Annotated in this window: 15 protein-coding genes; 3 read left to right on the top strand and 12 right to left on the bottom strand. The window is 33.7% G+C overall.

Annotated elements, in window-relative coordinates; genetic code table 11:
• Positions 1 to 60: 60 nt before the first annotated feature.
• From ABV008_RS13075 to nagB, 3 genes are all read left to right on the top strand, one after another.
• Positions 61 to 630 carry an S-layer homology domain-containing protein gene (locus ABV008_RS13075; protein ID WP_352420278.1) on the top strand — a complete coding sequence of 190 codons (570 nt, stop codon included), beginning with the start codon at positions 61 to 63 and terminating at the stop codon, positions 628 to 630.
• A 336-nt stretch (positions 631 to 966) separates the two neighbouring features.
• Positions 967 to 2,610 (top strand): flavin monoamine oxidase family protein, encoded by a 1,644-nt coding sequence (locus ABV008_RS13080; protein ID WP_352420279.1) that lies wholly within the window; start codon positions 967 to 969, stop codon positions 2,608 to 2,610.
• A gap of 64 nt (positions 2,611 to 2,674) precedes the next feature.
• A complete protein-coding gene (gene nagB, locus ABV008_RS13085; protein ID WP_352420280.1) occupies positions 2,675 to 3,400 on the top strand; it encodes a glucosamine-6-phosphate deaminase in 726 nt (241 codons plus the stop codon).
• Positions 3,401 to 3,448: 48 nt separating this feature from the next.
• Here nagB and kamE read toward each other — a convergent pair whose 3' ends face one another.
• The 12 genes from kamE to ABV008_RS13145 all read right to left on the bottom strand — a co-directional run bounded on the left by kamE (position 3,449) and on the right by ABV008_RS13145 (position 16,749).
• Positions 3,449 to 4,210 (bottom strand): lysine 5,6-aminomutase subunit beta, encoded by a 762-nt coding sequence (gene kamE / locus ABV008_RS13090; protein ID WP_352420281.1) that lies wholly within the window; start codon positions 4,208 to 4,210, stop codon positions 3,449 to 3,451.
• Positions 4,211 to 4,300: 90 nt separating this feature from the next.
• A complete protein-coding gene (kamD, locus tag ABV008_RS13095; protein ID WP_352420282.1) occupies positions 4,301 to 5,854 on the bottom strand; it encodes a lysine 5,6-aminomutase subunit alpha in 1,554 nt (517 codons plus the stop codon).
• 79 nt (positions 5,855 to 5,933) lie between these two features.
• Positions 5,934 to 7,580, bottom strand: a complete 1,647-nt coding sequence (gene kamC / locus ABV008_RS13100; protein WP_352420283.1) for a lysine 5,6-aminomutase reactivase ATPase KamC — start codon at positions 7,578 to 7,580, stop codon at positions 5,934 to 5,936.
• The gene (gene kamB / locus ABV008_RS13105; RefSeq protein ID WP_352420284.1) at positions 7,577 to 8,617 is read right to left on the bottom strand and encodes a lysine 5,6-aminomutase reactivase subunit KamB; all 1,041 of its coding nucleotides are present in this window, start codon (positions 8,615 to 8,617) and stop codon (positions 7,577 to 7,579) included. The genes kamC and kamB overlap by 4 nt, the downstream gene beginning before the upstream one ends.
• Before the next feature lie 13 nt (positions 8,618 to 8,630).
• Positions 8,631 to 9,884 (bottom strand): lysine 2,3-aminomutase, encoded by a 1,254-nt coding sequence (gene kamA / locus ABV008_RS13110; protein ID WP_352420285.1) that lies wholly within the window; start codon positions 9,882 to 9,884, stop codon positions 8,631 to 8,633.
• A gap of 185 nt (positions 9,885 to 10,069) precedes the next feature.
• Positions 10,070 to 11,107, bottom strand: coding sequence for an L-erythro-3,5-diaminohexanoate dehydrogenase (kdd, locus tag ABV008_RS13115; RefSeq protein ID WP_352420286.1), 1,038 nt, complete (start codon positions 11,105 to 11,107; stop codon positions 10,070 to 10,072).
• Positions 11,108 to 11,375: 268 nt separating this feature from the next.
• Positions 11,376 to 12,770: a sigma-54 interaction domain-containing protein gene (locus tag ABV008_RS13120; RefSeq protein WP_352420287.1), complete on the bottom strand. Its 1,395-nt coding sequence runs from the start codon at positions 12,768 to 12,770 to the stop codon at positions 11,376 to 11,378.
• Between the two features lie 126 nt (positions 12,771 to 12,896).
• Complete coding sequence (locus ABV008_RS13125) at positions 12,897 to 13,352, bottom strand: YwiB family protein (RefSeq protein ID WP_352420288.1); 456 nt, start codon at positions 13,350 to 13,352, stop codon at positions 12,897 to 12,899.
• Between the two features lie 217 nt (positions 13,353 to 13,569).
• On the bottom strand, positions 13,570 to 15,015 hold the full coding sequence (locus ABV008_RS13130; RefSeq protein ID WP_352420289.1) for an SSO2105 N-terminal domain-containing protein: 1,446 nt from the start codon (positions 15,013 to 15,015) through the stop codon (positions 13,570 to 13,572).
• A complete protein-coding gene (locus ABV008_RS13135; protein ID WP_352420473.1) occupies positions 14,999 to 15,169 on the bottom strand; it encodes a MerR family transcriptional regulator in 171 nt (56 codons plus the stop codon). The genes ABV008_RS13130 and ABV008_RS13135 overlap by 17 nt, the downstream gene beginning before the upstream one ends.
• A gap of 141 nt (positions 15,170 to 15,310) precedes the next feature.
• The gene (gene murI, locus ABV008_RS13140) at positions 15,311 to 16,117 is read right to left on the bottom strand and encodes a glutamate racemase (protein ID WP_352420290.1); all 807 of its coding nucleotides are present in this window, start codon (positions 16,115 to 16,117) and stop codon (positions 15,311 to 15,313) included.
• A 188-nt stretch (positions 16,118 to 16,305) separates the two neighbouring features.
• Positions 16,306 to 16,749, bottom strand: coding sequence for an OsmC family protein (locus ABV008_RS13145; protein ID WP_352420291.1), 444 nt, complete (start codon positions 16,747 to 16,749; stop codon positions 16,306 to 16,308).
• Between the last annotated feature and the right edge of the window lie 19 nt (positions 16,750 to 16,768).

The raw sequence follows: 16,768 nt of genomic DNA on the forward strand, positions 1-16,768 counted from the left end.
TAGGAACATTCCAAGTCTTTTGGTGTGTTTTCTGATCTATAGTTTAAGGAGGATTTATCGATGCTTAAAAAAACTACTATTTTTATATTAATATTTGTCCTTGCTTTTAGTTCTATGGCTTTGGCTAAAAATACAGATACTCAAAAATTAGAAGCTGCTGAAAGACTAGTAGCAATGGGTATAATTACTGGGTATGGTGACGGCTCTTTAGGACTTGAAGACAATCTGACTAGAGAACAATTTGCAACTATAGTTGTTAGGCTATTGAATAAAGAAAATGAAGTAGACAAATATAAAAAAGACTCTATTTTTAAAGATGTTAAAAAAGAGCACTGGTCAGCTGGGTATATAAACATTGCCGCAAACGAAGGACTTATTGTAGGTCGTGGTGATGGTACTTTTAATCCACTTGGTAATATTACTCACGCTGAAGTCCAAACTATATTAGTAAGATTGTTAGGCTATGAAAGTACTGTTGACCAAAGTAAGAATTGGCCTGATAATTACTTAGAAAAAGCTAAAGAGCTTAATTTAAGTATAAACTCAGAGCTAGATAATCTTTCTCCTGCATTAAGAGGAGATATAATGTTATATATTGATAAAAGTTTAATAGTTAAGCTAAGTAGATAGCAAGATCTCTGATTTTGTACATTCACTTATGCAGTGGCTAAATAAAGTGAGTTGAAGATAATTCAGCTCACTTTTCTTTATGTGCTAATTTGCACGATCATAGAGAGTGGGCAAATTTGTGCTGCGATACTACTACTATGTGCATTAATGAGGTTTGCAACTAATATAATTTAGTATGGAGGATATCTCAAACTATGTGCATGTGTCACCCTGAACGTAACGAATGGGTCTTTATAGCTTATAATAGAGATTATTCGCTACCGCTCAGATTGACAGAATATACGTTTTGCACAGTTGATGTTCTACATTAATGCTTTACATAAAGGGGTTGATGTTTTGCATCAAGTTAATGTTAACAATCCTACTAATCTTGAAAGATATAGTATGATGGAAGAGCTGCTTATAAACTCTAAGAGGGATCCTAGGGAGCTTCCTGGAATAATAAATGCTCTAAGCCCTCCTAAAGATATAACTTCTATAGCTAAACCAGGAACCTTTAAGGACAAAAAAGTTGCTGTACTTGGTGCAGGTGTTGCAGGATTATCTGCTGCTTTTGAATTGAGAAAACTAGGCTTTGATATAACCATATTTGAGGCTAGAGAAAATCGTATTGGTGGAAGAATATACACTCATTATTTTGATAATGAACATTATGGAGAATTAGGAGCTATGAGAATACCTGTATCTCATGAAGCTACTTGGCATTACATTAATCTATTCGGTCTAAATACACGTTCATTTGTTCAAGTAAATCCAAATACCTTTATCTATGTTAAAAAAACTCGTGTTCGAAATGACCCTGAAGGTGAAAATGTAAAGAAAGAAATATACCCTAAGTTTAAAATGAGAAATTGGGAAAAAAAACTTTCTTGGACAGAACTCTTGAGCTATACTATGGACACTCCACTACTTGAGATGTCGCCTGAACTGCGTATAGAATTACTTAAAATCAAAAGAAAAACTGATAGTGTCATAAATTATTGGGATTATTTTAATCACAGACAGGTAATGGAAAAGCTAGGTTTAAGCAATGGTGCTATAAACTTACTTAACAATGTATCTACTTTTACTCGTCTTCTTTTATTTTATGGCTATATAGAAACTATTATGGAAACTAGTTCTTTGTCTTTTTCTATTATGTATGAAATTATGGGCGGAACTTCTTTACTTCCTATTGCATTATACAACTCCTTAGTCAGTCCTAGCCCTAGAGAATATGTTGGTATAGAAGCAGAAGCTTTAGGTAAGATAGATATTAGAATGGGAACTTGGGTAGAAGGGATTTGCAAGCTTGAACAAAGAAATAAGGTAGGAATTATTTTTAATAGCAAGAAAATGCTTAGTCCTAAGAAAGAAGACTTTGACTATGTAATATGTACTATACCTTTTTCAACACTACGAAATGTAGAGCTAAATCCGCTTTTTAGCAATAGAAAAATGGAAGCAATTATGGAAGCTGATTATACATTAGCACAAAAAAGTCTTTTGCTGTGTAATAAAAGATTTTGGCAAAAACAAGGAATAATAGGAGGAGGTTCTTTTACTGACTTACCTATATCTACTATTTGGTATCCATCAGATAGAAAAGGTGCTAATCAACCTGGTGTATTATTGGCATCATATAATCTTGGAATAGATGCTATTAGATATGGAAATCTACCTAGATTCCTTAAGCTTGGAAAATTAAAGGAGCAGGTGGAAATGGTCCACGGCCTTCCATATGGATATCTAGATAGTGTAGTTACAGATTGGAAATATGTAAATTGGCAAGAGGAGCCTTGGTCTTTAGGTGGGTTTTGTTACTTTATGCCAGAACAAAGAAGATTATTTTTGTATTCTATGGGTATACCTGAATATGACAATAAAGTTTTCTTTGCTGGCGAGCATGTTTCTGTTACTCATGGTTGGATAAATGGTTCTCTGCAAACAGGCATGAAGGCTGCAAATGACTTAGCTAATACCGCCAGAAGGGAGTGTTGACAAAGAATTCAATTGAAAATATAATTAATGGAAGCACGAAAGTTTTATTCAGGAGGAATGAAGGATGAGGATTATAGTTGCTAATGATTATGATGAAATGAGTAGAAAAGCTGCTCATCTTATTGCAAGCCAAATGATTTTAAACCCTGAAAGTGTTTTAGGGCTTGCTACTGGTAGCACTCCAATAGGTACATATAAGGAATTAATTAAGCTTTACAAAGATGGAGTTATTGATTTTTCTAAGATTAAATCTTTTAATTTAGACGAATATTTTGAATTACCAAAGGATAACCCACAAAGCTATGATTATTTCATGAAAGCAAATTTATTTAATCATGTGAATATTGGCGAAGAGGATATCAATATTCCTAATGGAATGTGTGAAAATATTGAGAGAGAATGTAATGATTATGAGAAAAAGATTATAGAAGCTGGTGGCATTGACCTTCAATTGCTTGGTATTGGGCGAAATAGCCATATAGGTTTTAATGAGCCTGGTGAACATTTTGAGACTAATACTCATCTTGTTCAGTTAGATGAAGATACTATTGAAGCTAATTCGAGATTTTTTGATTCTGTTGATGATGTGCCTACAAAAGCTATTAGTATGGGAATAGGTTCTATAATGAAAGCTAAGAAAATATTGCTCCTTGCAAGTGGAGCAGGAAAAGCTGATGCTATTTATGACACTGTAAATGGCCCTATTACACCTAAAGTACCTGCATCTATTCTTCAGCTTCATCCTGATGTGGTTATTATTGTGGATAAGGAAGCGGCAAGTAGGTTGTAGAAAACTTAAAAGTGAAGGGATGGTGAACTAAAACCATCCCTACTTTTTTTACACAAGGTTTCTTTTAACTATTTCTGTCACCACAAATGTAGCTACGTCGTCTGCGTATGAACCTGTTCCGAAGCCTGCATCGTAGCCTAGCTCTTTTGCTAATTCATGAGTTAATCTTGGTCCTCCACAGCATAGGACTATTTTATCTCTCATTCCTTCTGCTTCTAGTAGCTCTACTAGTTGTGTTAGATTTGGAATGTGGACATTTTTCTGGGTAACTACTTGTGACACTAGTATAGCATCTGCATTTGCTTCTATTGCCTTAGCTACTAGTTCTTCATTTGGCACTTGGCTACCCATGTTTATTGCATTTATTCCTTTATATCTTTCAAGCCCATAATGTCCTGCATAGCCTTTCATGTTCATTATGGCATCTATGCCTACTGTATGGGCATCTGTGCCTGTACATGCTCCTACTATTGTAATCTCTCTCTTAACATTTTGTTTTATATATTCTTCTACTTCTTCCATAGTCATAGAGTCAATTTCTACCTTTGGTACTTCTATCTTTGTGAAATCTACTGTATACTGACATTTTCCATATACTATAAAATGAGTATAACCTTGACCTAAATCAGATGCGTGTACTACATTTGGCTCTTCAAAGCCCATTTGTCTGACTAATATTCTAGCTGCTTCTTTGGCTTCATCTCCATATGGCACTGGAAGTGTGAAAGAAAGCTGAACCATTCCATCATTTAATGTATCTCCGTAGGGTTTTACTTTTGTTAAATCTACTTTTTGAATTTTGCTCATCATTATCATTGCCTCCAATCTTGGAAACGAGATCCTTCACATTCGCTCAGGATGACATCAATATACTGTCATACTGAGCGTAGCGAATGTATCTCAATTTATATTTAGCATCATATCTATGAATGGATTGAAGTATTTTTCTTCTTTTTGAATTACTCCCTCTAATCCTTTTCCTCCATCTCTAGCTCTTTTTATAGATGCAAACTTTCCTTTTTCTATAGTCGAGAATAGTCCTTCTTTTTCTATTTCTAGTAATAGCTCTTCTGCATTATTAAGAACTTCTTGTGCTCTTGTCTGGATAATGCCGCCTTCTTTAAAGATTACTTCTTCTCCTATATCTCTTGCGTTGTTGAAAATGTATTTTGCGTTTTCTATTGATAATGCTCTATCTTGAAGATGAGGTGTATGGATTGCCTCAGTTAACATTCCTAATAGCTGTATACCTTGATTTGTCCATACTGAAGCTAGGTTAAACATTGCATTTTGCAAATGTCCTTTGAATATATTTCCTGTCATGAACTTTGTTGGTGGCATATATTTTAGTGGTGCTTTTGGGAATATTTCTCTAGCCATTTGAGCCTGTGCTAGCTCTAGTAAAAATCCGTTTTCTATGTCAGGTGCCATTTCAAAGGCATGACCAAGTCCCATTTGTTCTTCTGGTATACCTGCTTTTTTTGCAAATTGCTCATTCATAAATTGAGAAGCAAGGACTGTATGTGCTTCTTCTACTGCATCTGCTGTAGTGAGATAATTATCTTCTCCTGTATTTATGATGACTCCTGCAAATCCATTTATTATTCTAGAGAAGTATTGGTCTACTAGAGTTCTTTGCATATTTATATCTCTAAATAGTATGCCATACAATGCATCATTTAGCATTACGTCAAGTCTTTCTAGTGCCCCCATTGCTGCTATTTCAGGCATACATAGTCCTGAACAATAATTACATAGCCTAATGTATCTGCCTACTTCCTCTCCTACTTCGTCTAATGCTTTTCTCATTATTCTAAAGTTTTCTTGGGTAGCATATGTTCCGCCAAAGCCTTCTGTAGTAGGTCCATATGGTACATAGTCAAGTAAGCTTTGTGCTGTAGTTCTGATAACTGCTATGATATCTGCGCCTTGTCTAGCTGCTGCTTGAGCTTGCACTACGTCCTCGTATATGTTTCCTGTTGCTACTATTACGTATAAGTATGGCTTTCTTCCTTCTCCAAGTCTTTTTATATATTCTTCTCTTTTATTCCTATTTTGTCTTATCTTATTTACTGTTTGTGCTGCTATTTCGTTTATTTTTTCTTTTATTTTGTTTTCATTGGCTATTGGCAACTTTGTAAGATTTAATTCTCCTCTACTTACTTTTTCTGCTATGTTTTGTGGAGTATCCCCTGTCTGTACTATAGCGTTTCCTAGCCAATATGCTATACCTAATTCTAGGCCACCACCTTCTTTTATATTGTCTACTACTACATTTGGAAGTGGTCTATCTATTTCATCTACGCCGTCAATTCCTAGTAGTCTAGCTATAGTTCTTTCTACTGTTACAGTGGTATGTCTATCTATGAAGCCTTGTACGTCTTCTGCTATGTTTGCTGCTGCGTTTCTGGCGTTTTCTATTTTTTTTGGATCAAGATTTAGTTTACTGTTCATTTAAATTACCTCCTTTGCTGATTTATGCTTTAGAACGATAGTTTAACCGTAGTTTAGCAATTGTTTAACAACTGTTTACCTACTGTTTTACTACTGTTCCAAAGAGAATCTTTTCTGCATCTTCTACAATGCTTTCTTCTAATCCCATAAGCCTAGCTATGTTTATGGCATCTCTAGGAACTCTTGTGTCTTTTGTAACCTTTTTTAGTCTATAATCCATGCATTGGCTTACTAAATCCATACTGTTGGCATTTGAAAACATTTTATTTCTTAACTCTTCATAGTCAATCCCTGAAAGTCCCACGACTTGATAATGAAGCACACCATCTGAATTAGCTACATTGTCGTAATGAGTAGTTATGAGAGTTATACTTTTCTTATTTTTTAAAAAATTAACTATTGCCTTGGATATGGCATAGCCTTCGTCGGGATTTGTACCTCTGGCTAGTTCATCTATTAGTATAAGCCCATTTTTATCTGCCTTTTTCAATCCTTCTTTTATGCTGCTTATTTCTGAACCAAAGGTACTTAAGCCTTTGTCTGTAGATTGCATATCTCCTATAGAACCGTAAATGAACCCATGAAGACCTGTTTCCATTTTAGTGCATGGTACAAAAAGTCCGTACTGAGCCATGGCACAAAGTTGACCAACTAGCTTTAGAGAAACTGTTTTTCCTCCCATATTTGCACCTGTAATGCATGAAACTCCTTCATAAAGTGTTATGCTTATTGGCGTAAATTCTTGGCCATTAGATTTTAGGATATCCTCTACTTTTAGATGTCTTCCATTAGTTATGCTAATCCTATGTTCTTTTAGTATTGTAGGTTTTATACTATTTGTGCCTATGGCCATATATGTCTTTGCTAGCATTAAATCCAACTTTCCTATATACTGAGTATTCATGATTATCTCATTATAGTAAAAGCCTATTTTCTCGGATAGATGCTGTCTTATTTCCTGCTCTTCTTCCTCTTCTCTTTCTTTTATAGCAGCTAGTTCTTTTTCTAGTTCATATAGTGTCGGTGTGGATTTTAAGGTAAACTTAATATTCATGTAAGTTTCAGAGCTGTATATTAGATTAGGGTTATTCTTGACCTTTTCTAAGATTTCCTTCTGGTTTTTTGATATTAATATTGAGCCATCTGGTCTTATTTTTAGAGATAATTCTCTTTCTAGTTTCCCCTTTATTTCTTTCTTTTCTATTTTGATTTTATTGTCTATTTGTCTTTTCTTTTCTCTAATAGACTTTAATCTATCAGAATAGTCATCGTATATATAAAAGGCTTTGATTTTAGTTTTTTGTGGATCTAAAAGGGTTTCTAATTCAACTATTCTATTGATAATAATGCTGTTATCAAGCTGGTCTTCTATAGTTTTTAGTTCTTCACTAAGTTCTACTAACGTCAATATAAAGCCTTTTATTTCAAATAATTCTACATTACTAAGTATATATCCCTCTTTAGCTCTTAATGTGGAATTTCTGATATCTTTTATGTTATGCAATATGTTTTTTATGTTTTTGAAGAAAAACTTGTTTTCTTTAATGAGCTTGACAAGTCTTTCTATTATAGCAAACTGTTTTATTAATAAATCTTCTTCTCCTATTTTAAAGGGCTCAATATTTTCTTTTAACTCTTTACCGTATGGAGTTATTGTGTCTATTTTTCTCAATATATAATCTAGCCCAATAACTTCTTTAGTATTATTGTCTATGAAATCATTCAAATCAAATCACCACCATACATTACGTCAAGTACAATTGTGTCTTTAAGGCATTCCTTCATGCTAAATAGAAATTCCTCTTGGTCAAAGTAATAGCCTTCAGGAGAAAATGGATTTACAGTTACAAGTATTACATTTACTGATTCAAGTGCTTCTACTACTAAGCCCTTACTCTTATATATCAACCATTGCTTTGGCTCTATGAATATTTTTGTGCCATCATTTACTATGAATTTTACTTGTCTAAATTTATTTGTAGTGCATATTATGTCATCAATTGTCTTTTTTACTAAGGAGCCAGGTAAAACTACGTATTTTGAATTATGGGTAATATTTTGTGCTATTGTTATTCCACTATTTAGTGCTGTTTTTATATTGAGATATTTTATATTATATTGGTCATCTATAATTGCTGCTTTTCCACCTTCGATTAGTTCTTCCATTATTACTTTTGCTTTATTGTCATTTACTTCTGGCAGTTTGAAAAGTCCTACTGTATGGGCTGTCTCTTCTGTGACCTTATTCATATCCCTACTTAAGACAGCTCCTGTGGCTAGTATTGTCCCTTCTGATACTGAAGGAGAAGCTGATGCAACTCTGTTTATTGCCCCATCTATTAGTACTAGCTGTGCTCCAAGATCTAGCATAAGTTTTGATACTGCTTTTATGCCTTTATTAGTCTGGGGACCTGCTATTTGAAGATAACCACTTTCTTTAACTCTACCTATGACTATCTTACCTAAGGGAGTGCTGTAGTCTGTAATGTCTAAAATCTCTATTTTAGCATCTCCAAGCTCTAAGGTTTCTGTGGCTGTTGCTATCAGCGTACCTGCTTCAGCATATATAGGAGGCTTTTCTGTTTTAGTAACTATATCTTGACTCTCACCATCTCTGCCTGTTGAGGTAAGGCCTATGGTTATTGAGTCTTCTATAGCTTCTTCTATTATTTTATTTAATGTAAATGTTTTACCTGAATTTTTCGCCATACCTACTATGGATACTGTTTTGTATTGTGGGTATAGTAGTTCAATTAGGGACATGCTACTTCTCCTCTCATCTGCGGTGCGCTCTGTCTCTTCTTTCTAGTTCTGTTGGCTCTAGCGCTATTTTGTCTCCCTGTAGTAGACCTGCTACTCCTGTTATTTTATGTTCTCGTTCTCCTTTACATACTGGGCAATTGCAGTGATTTGTGTAGTTTTCTGGCTCTGTATATGTTGTGATGACTCCTTCGAAGTTTCTTAGTATCACTTTATTTGGAGACATTGATATTACGTAATTAGGCATTACTGGAGTTTTTCCTCCGCCTCCTGGTGCGTCTACTACAAATGTTGGTACTGCATAGCCTGATGTATGTCCTCTTAACCCTTCTATTATTTCTATTCCCTTTGAAACAGGAGTTCTAAAATGCTCTATTCCCATAGAAAGGTCACATTGGTAAATATAATAAGGTCTAACTCTTATTTTAACTAGACCATGAACTAATTCTCTCATTATATGAACGCAGTCATTAACTCCCCTTAATAAAACTGATTGATTACCTAGTGGAATTCCTGCATCTGCTAATTTAGCTATTGCTTTCTTTGATTCTTCTGTTATTTCCTTCGGATGATTAAAATGAGTATTTAACCATATTGGATGGTATTTTTTGAGCATATTTACTAAGTCGTCTGTAATTCTCTGTGGTAGAACTACTGGTGTCCGTGTACCTATTCTTATGATTTCTACATGTGGTATTTCTCTAAGTTTCTTTATTATTGTCTCTAATCTTTCATCTGATACTAGGAGTGCGTCTCCTCCTGAAATCAGCACGTCTCTTATTTGTGGTGTATTTCTTATATACTCTATTGATGCCTCTATTCTATCCATTCCCATTGCTGAGTCATGTTGACCAGCAAATCTTCTTCTTGTACAATGTCTGCAGTACATTGAACATTGGTCTGTTATAAGCATAAGTACCCTATCTGGATATCTGTGGGTAAGACCTGGTACTGGTGAATCTGTGTCTTCGTGAAGTGGGTCTTCCATGTCTGCTATACCCTTATGGGTTTCTAATATTGTTGGTACTGCTTGTTTTCTAACTGGGCAATCTGGATTATCTTTATCCATTAGTGATGCATAATATGGTGTTATCCCCATTCTGAATTTTTTTAGTGTCTCTTCTATGTCTTTCTCTTCATCTTTTGTGAGGTTTATTACCTGCTTTAATTGCTCTACTGTAGTGATTCTATTTCTAACCTGCCATTTCCAGTCGTCCCACTCATCTTGGGAAACGTTTTTCCAAAGCTCAATTTCTTTATAGGATCTCACTTTTAAAACCTCCCTTTTAGGTTTGTATGCAATAGGTGCAATAGGGACGGTTCTTTTTGCATAACTAATTCCATTGCCTACCCATTGCACTTAATAAGAAGAAAGTGTGACATAGAATCATCCTTGTCACTTATCGTTGCGTTCAGACAAGACAAGGGAACCGTCCCTCTGTGTTTGCCCCTGTGTTATGCATATAGTTCGGTGTAAATCTTTCTAAGAGTTTCGCTTTCTCTCATTATCTGTAGTGCTATCTCCGCATGACCTTTTGTATATCCATTTCCTACTATCATTGTTACGTCTTTTCCTACGCCTTCTGCTCCAAGGGCTGCTTTTGTAAAGCTTGTTGCCATGCTAAAGAAGTAGATTAATCCTCCATCTCTTGTTGCTAGTATGCTTGTCATTTCAGTATTTGGTATGTTTACACAGTTTATTGTTATGTCTGCCATTCTTCCATTGGTGAGTTCTTTTACTTTGTTGTGGAGTGCTATTGCATCTGTTGCATCTACTTTAATATATTCATCTGCTAAGTTTGCTGATTTTGCTCTTGATACACTTTTATCTGTGCTACCTACACATATTACTTTTCCTGTAACACCTACTCTTTTCTTTGCTTCATGTAAACAAAGCATTCCTGATTTTCCTGTGCCTCCTATGACTACTACATAGTCTCCAGGTTTTACTAGCTTTGCTGCTTGAGCTGGTGCTCCTGCTACGTCAAGTACTGATAATGCTAGGTTTTCCGGTAAATCATTTGGAATAACTGCATATATTCCACTTTCGAATAGTATTGCTTTTCCTTTTATGTCAACTTGGTCTATGTCTTTTCTAACTTCAAGAAATTCGTCTATTCTAAGTGGTGTAAGTGATAATGAAACTAATGTAGCTAATTTATCTCCTACTTTAAGGTCTGTCTTACCTTCTAAAGCAGGTCCAATTTTTTCTACTGTTCCTATTAGCATTCCACCTGAACCAGTTACAGGGTTTTGATGTTTTCCTCTTGTTGCTACGATGTTTTTCATTATTTCTTTTATCTTTTCAGTATCTCCGCCAGCCTCTTCTTTTATTTGTGTAAAGCTTGCTGAGTCAATATTAAGTGTCTGTACATCTATTAGTATTTCATTGTCATAAATCTCCATATTGTTGTCAATCTTTAGCGCTGGTTGTGGTAATACCCCTTTAGGCTCAATAACTCTGTGTGTTCCGTATGGACATCCTTTTTTCATTAATAATTCCTCCCTTAAAAAATATAGTAGTCTTCGAATAAATTCGAAGTAATTAGAATCATTGTTAAATAATTGATAATTATTATCACGTTTTCTTGTTTATTACCCAATAGATATATTGCAAGAAATGTGCCATATGATTAATATAAAAACTAAACATAATTTGATGATTATTATGTTATCTTTGGATAAAATAAGCACAAAAAAGAGAGCTTTATTAATATTCAGCTCTCTTTTTAATATTATGCGCCCAATTTTGGGCGTGTACTTATTTTAGTTCATATTTCTTTATCTTATATTGCAGAGTTTGTCTAGGTATATCTAACTGTTCTGCTGTGCGTGTAATGTTCCAATCTGTGGCTATAAGTGTTTCATTGATAATGCTTTTTTCCATTTGCTCCAAGGTGACTCTTAAAGAATTGGCTGCAAAAGGAACCGTCCCCGTTGCATTCCCTTGATTTCTTATTTGAGTAGGAAGATGTTCTAGTCTTATGGTGTCTGTGTCATATATGGTGGCTATGCCTTCTATTAAATGTTCTAGTTCTCTTACGTTTCCTGGCCAGTTGTAGGTCATAAACTTCTCCATAGCTTCATCATCGACTTTCTTTATATTCTTACCTAAAAGCTTATTGTATTTTTCTATAAAATATTCAGCTAGCCTTGGAATATCATCGGTTCTATCTTTAAGCTCTGGTATATTTATGGATACAACATTTAGCCTATAGTACAAATCCTTTCTGAGTAAATTGTTTTCTATTGCCTTTTCTGGATGTATATTTGTTGCTGCTATTATTCTCACGTTTACTTTAGTAGTTTTTGTTGCCCCTACTCTTCTAACTGTTTTGTCTTGGATGACTCTTAAAAGCTTTGCTTGAAGGTCTAAAGGCATTGAATTAATCTCATCTAATAGAAGAGTTCCACCATCAGCTACTTCGAATAAGCCTGGTCTATCCTCGGCTCCTGTAAAGCCGCCTTTTACTGTTCCAAATAAAATTCCTTCAAGAAGATTACTTGGCAGTGCGGCACAGTTTTGTGCAATAAATGGCTTATCTCTTCTTGGACTTGCATTGTGAATTGACTGTACAAATAGTTCTTTTCCTGTACCTGTTTCTCCGTAAATAATTATTGGTGAAGATGTGGCTGCTGCCTTTAATGCAAGAGATTTAATTTTTAACATTTCTGTATTTTGACCTATAATATCTACAAAAGTAAAGCCTGCAGTTCCCTTGTCTTTCTGTTTATTTTTGTGCTCTGTGCTGTAAAGTTCACTTTGTAGCTCTACTATTTTTTCTGATAGTTTCCTTACTTCTGTTATGTCTTTTGATATTTCAAGTGCTCCAACAATGCTACCTTTTGACTTGATAGGAATGGATGAGTTTATAGTAGTTATTTTATCCCCCTTATAATTCACAAAGGTTTGCTCTATGTCAAATATGGGTTTTCCTGTTCGGATTACTTTTAGAAGTGTACTAGTGTCATGGGAAAGTGAAGGATAAATTTCAAGTATGTGACGTCCTACTGCCTTTTCTCTATCTATTTCATCTAGTTTTTGTGCGAATTTGTTATAATATACTATTTTCCCTGTTTTATCTATGATGTGTATGCCTTCCTGTACGCAGTCAAGTATTTCTAATATATTTTCTCCTTGGAGTAAATCTATCATAGTATCCCCCCAATGCTTAAGTTTGGGCATTTAGTGCCCGTTTTTGGGCTATACTTTTAAATCCTTTTTGCATCTCGCTATAGATACATAGTATCATTCATTAATCAAAAATAACAAGGATAATTTTTACATTATATCTATTGTCAGGTGATTGCTGCTTTCCATGTTATCTGAAATATTAAGCTTATATGACAAGTCTATGTTTCCTTTTCCTACTTCAGATATACTTACGTCTACGTTATCTGTTAATACTTCTATAGACATATCTCCATAGGCAGTCAAGTACTCTGTCCTGTGTTTTTTACCTTCTTCAAAGATTAGACTAGATGAATTGCTGCCAAATCTTTTCATTGATATTTTATGTCCTTGTATTTTTAATGTTGTAGTGGAGCCTTCCATACCTGATATCTCTGTTTCATCATATACTAAATAGTGTGAACCATTTTTAGTATAAAATTTTCCTTCTGTAATAAGCTCAATTATATTTTCTTCGCCTTCTATATTGGTTTGTTTTCCCTTTATTTTTAGCATTACATTCTTCATTATATTCGCCTGATTTCTAAAACCTAGACAATTATACATCCAAGCTTTTCACCTCGTTATTTAACTAGATGGTGGTGTCACAGGATTCAACCACTTGGATTAATACTTTCGTATTAAAATCTTGTATAGCCTTAATAATACTTAATCATTAAGTACGACAAGATTATGGCTGTTAGCCATTCCTAATATATTCATCTTCACCAAAGCCTTTCAACTTAGTGTACTTTGGAAAGTTATTTCTATATTATTGGTCTTACTAACTTACTAATCCAAGTATTTGTTTTCTCCTTTTTAACCACAAATCAGGTTTTTCGCCTACCTTTCTTTTTATATTTTTATCTATTATGGACCACTTTGCCCATTCACTTTTCTTGTTAAATTCATATTTATCCTGTAATAATTTTTCCTTTAGTATCCTAGGTACTTTTTCTCTGTAGTTATAGTTTCTTCTTCCTATTACCATTGCTGCTCCATTATGGACATTCATTCTGTATTGATGGCAGTATTTATATAGTCCTATTTTACTTGTAAATTGTGGCTTTACTTTAGTTATTTCTATTCCTTCTCTATAGCAAGCACTTTCTAGCATTGTTAGTAATTTGGAATATATAAACCCTTGCTTTATTCTTGCAAACTTACCTTTTACATCTTTGTCATCTTTGAATTTCAGATTTTCTATGGCTATACCACAGTTTTCTTTTTTAGCTATTAATATAACTTGTTTTACCAATTCTCCACATAGGTTTTTTCTTCTATTGCTACGGGCGTACAATAATTCATGTTGTTTTAAATATTTATGCCATTTGTAATTACCTTTATTGTCTACATAGGTTAATGCAAAGCCATCTGGGTTTGTGTCTATTCCTATGACTCCATTATGTCCTGTATAACTTAAGTCTACTTTAGGAAGTTCAAATGTTATGTGAGCATAATATTTTCCGTCTCTTTTTATAAGTTCTACTTGATAGGCTTCGCCTGTTTGCAGATGATTTAGAAATAGTTCTCTATAGTTTATCCCGTTTATTTTACCTGTTTTCTTTGATAGCTTTTGCGGAAGGTATATAGGAACTCTTATTTTTATTGCTCTATTGGTAGTTGTCTTTTCTAGTGTGGATATTTCAAGATAGCTCATGTTATTTATTATTACTACTCTTAGGTTTGGGTTTCCTTTCTTAGTTTTATCTCCCCTAGAGTAGTATCTATTATTTCTACTGTCTTTCCATTCTTCGCTGGTTATTAAACCCTTACATCTTTTTAAAAATATTTGCTTTGTTCCAAATATTACTGGTGGAATAGTATCTGTATCAATGAATTTCTTGAAATAATTGGCTTTCCTTTGTCTTTTATCTAATTTACTTAATAGAGCATTTCTTTTTTTCTCTGTTGTTTTCTTGTCTTTATCATTTAGTATTTTTTCTATAGCCTTTACTTTGGCAGTATAGTTCTCATAATTAATTCTGACTAATTCTTTTTGTGACATTATTATTTGTCTGGCGTTTTCTACAGCGTCTTTAGCCTGTCGAATATTTAGGTTATATTTCTTTGCTATTTCTTTTTCTAAATCTAAAGTATTTTTATTACCTTCTAATAGTCTTTTAAAGGAATACCTAATTGCTGTACAAAATACAAGCATCATATTATCAATTATGTTTTTATGTTCTTCGTTTAGGTTAATTAGAATAGCCTTAGTCGTTATTTTCACTATTCTCACCCTTTTCTTTTTCTAATTCTTTATTTGTAAAAAGCGATTCAATTTCTGATAATTTATATCTTCTGTGTCCACCAAGAGTTCTATATGCTTTTAGTCTGCCATCATTGTCCCATCTTTGAAGGGTTCTTATGTCTACTCCTAATATTTAACTGGCTTCTGATATACTAATCATTTTTTCCATAACTTTCACCTCTAATATTAGTATATAAAAGTCCTATTATATTTCTAGCATTTATTTGTAATTTTATTTAGATTTGTGTAGGTTTTCGACAACTGTTGTTACCTCCTACAGTGTTTCTATATCAACCTTCTCTATACTTACAATATTTTTATTCATTATGTTTCCACCAATTCTTCTGAATTTTTCTGGGTCATCACTTACGTAATAATTGTATATTGGTTTATCTGTTGTATCTGTTAGTAAATCTTTTTGCTTTAATAGATTTTTAATTTCTTTTGCTGTTTCAAAGGCAGGATTTACTAAGGATACTTTTTCTCCCATTACCTTTGATAGTGTGTATCTTAGTATTGGATAATGGGTACATCCTAAAACTAAGGTATCTACATTATGTTCTTTTAATTCCATAAGGTATTTCTCTGCTGTTATCAATGCTACATCTGTGTCTTCCCAGCCATCTTCTACTATTTGCACAAATAGCGGACATGCAATTCCTATTACTTCTGCTGATTTATTTAATGACCTTATAGAACTTTGGTATGCATCGCTGTTTATTGTTGCTGTAGTACCTATTACACCAATTTTATTGTTTTTTGTTTTATTAATTGTTGCTTTTGCTCCAGGCTGTATAACTCCCAATATTGGAACATCAAATGCTTGTAGTGCTTCTTCGTAAGCTAATGCGCTAGCTGTATTACATGCTATTACTATTGCTTTTACATTTTTACTTAATAGAAATTTTATACATTGAAAGGCGTATTTAATTATTGTTTCTCTTGATTTTGTTCCATATGGTATTCTAGCTGTATCTCCAAAATATATAATATCTTCATGAGGTAGCTGTTCTGCTATTTCCTTTAGTACTGTTAGTCCTCCTATACCTGAATCGAATATTCCTATTGGTCTATTGTCCATAAAATAACTTCCCCCTTGATTTATATAAAAATATACTAAGTATATTATATGATAATAGAGGAAAAAAGGCTATTTGTAAATATAGTTATTATGGAAAACACAAAAATGCAAAAAGAACCGTCCCCAGCGCATAAAAAACCAGAGGGTAATTTTTTATGTCCCTCTGGTTTAAAATTGCTATGATTTATTTATTTTTCTATTGTTAATTCTGTAACTAAATTTGGTGAATTTGCTAAAGTATCTGCTACTGGACAAGTTCTATCTATAAACTCAACAAATCTTTCTATATCTTCTTTAGAAGAGCTTGATTTAATGTGAATCTTGGATCTAATAGCTGAGAAGCCAACTTTTACATTTTTATTTTTACCTTGAAAACCGTCTGGATCTAAATCTCCTTCTACCTCTACCCAAAAATCTTGAAGATCAATTTTATGAGCCCTTGCAAAGCATCTAGCTACTATACATTTACAAGCCCCTAATGCTGATAATACTGCTTCTACAGGGTTCATTCCTTTATCTGTACCACCTAAACCTGTAGGTTCATCTAAAATAATTTTATGGCTCCTTGCGGTACATTCTACTTTCATACCTTCTGCTAATTTAGTAGTACTTTTAAAAACCTCAATTGACATTTAAAAAACCCCCTTTTAT

The organism is Proteiniborus sp., from assembly GCF_040308045.1.
Taxonomy (GTDB): Bacteria; Bacillota; Clostridia; order Tissierellales; family Proteiniboraceae; genus Proteiniborus.

Coding starts and splice junctions, on each gene's coding strand:
- ABV008_RS13075 (WP_352420278.1), top strand. CDS start 61: ATGCTTAAAAAAACTACTATTTTTATATTAATATTTGTCCTTGCTTTT.
- nagB (WP_352420280.1), top strand. CDS start 2,675: ATGAGGATTATAGTTGCTAATGATTATGATGAAATGAGTAGAAAAGCT.
- kamE (WP_352420281.1), bottom strand. CDS start 4,210: ATGATGAGCAAAATTCAAAAAGTAGATTTAACAAAAGTAAAACCCTAC.
- kamD (WP_352420282.1), bottom strand. CDS start 5,854: ATGAACAGTAAACTAAATCTTGATCCAAAAAAAATAGAAAACGCCAGA.
- kamB (WP_352420284.1), bottom strand. CDS start 8,617: ATGTCCCTAATTGAACTACTATACCCACAATACAAAACAGTATCCATA.
- kdd (WP_352420286.1), bottom strand. CDS start 11,107: ATGAAAAAAGGATGTCCATACGGAACACACAGAGTTATTGAGCCTAAA.
- ABV008_RS13120 (WP_352420287.1), bottom strand. CDS start 12,770: ATGATAGATTTACTCCAAGGAGAAAATATATTAGAAATACTTGACTGC.
- ABV008_RS13125 (WP_352420288.1), bottom strand. CDS start 13,352: ATGTATAATTGTCTAGGTTTTAGAAATCAGGCGAATATAATGAAGAAT.
- murI (WP_352420290.1), bottom strand. CDS start 16,117: ATGGACAATAGACCAATAGGAATATTCGATTCAGGTATAGGAGGACTA.
- ABV008_RS13145 (WP_352420291.1), bottom strand. CDS start 16,749: ATGTCAATTGAGGTTTTTAAAAGTACTACTAAATTAGCAGAAGGTATG.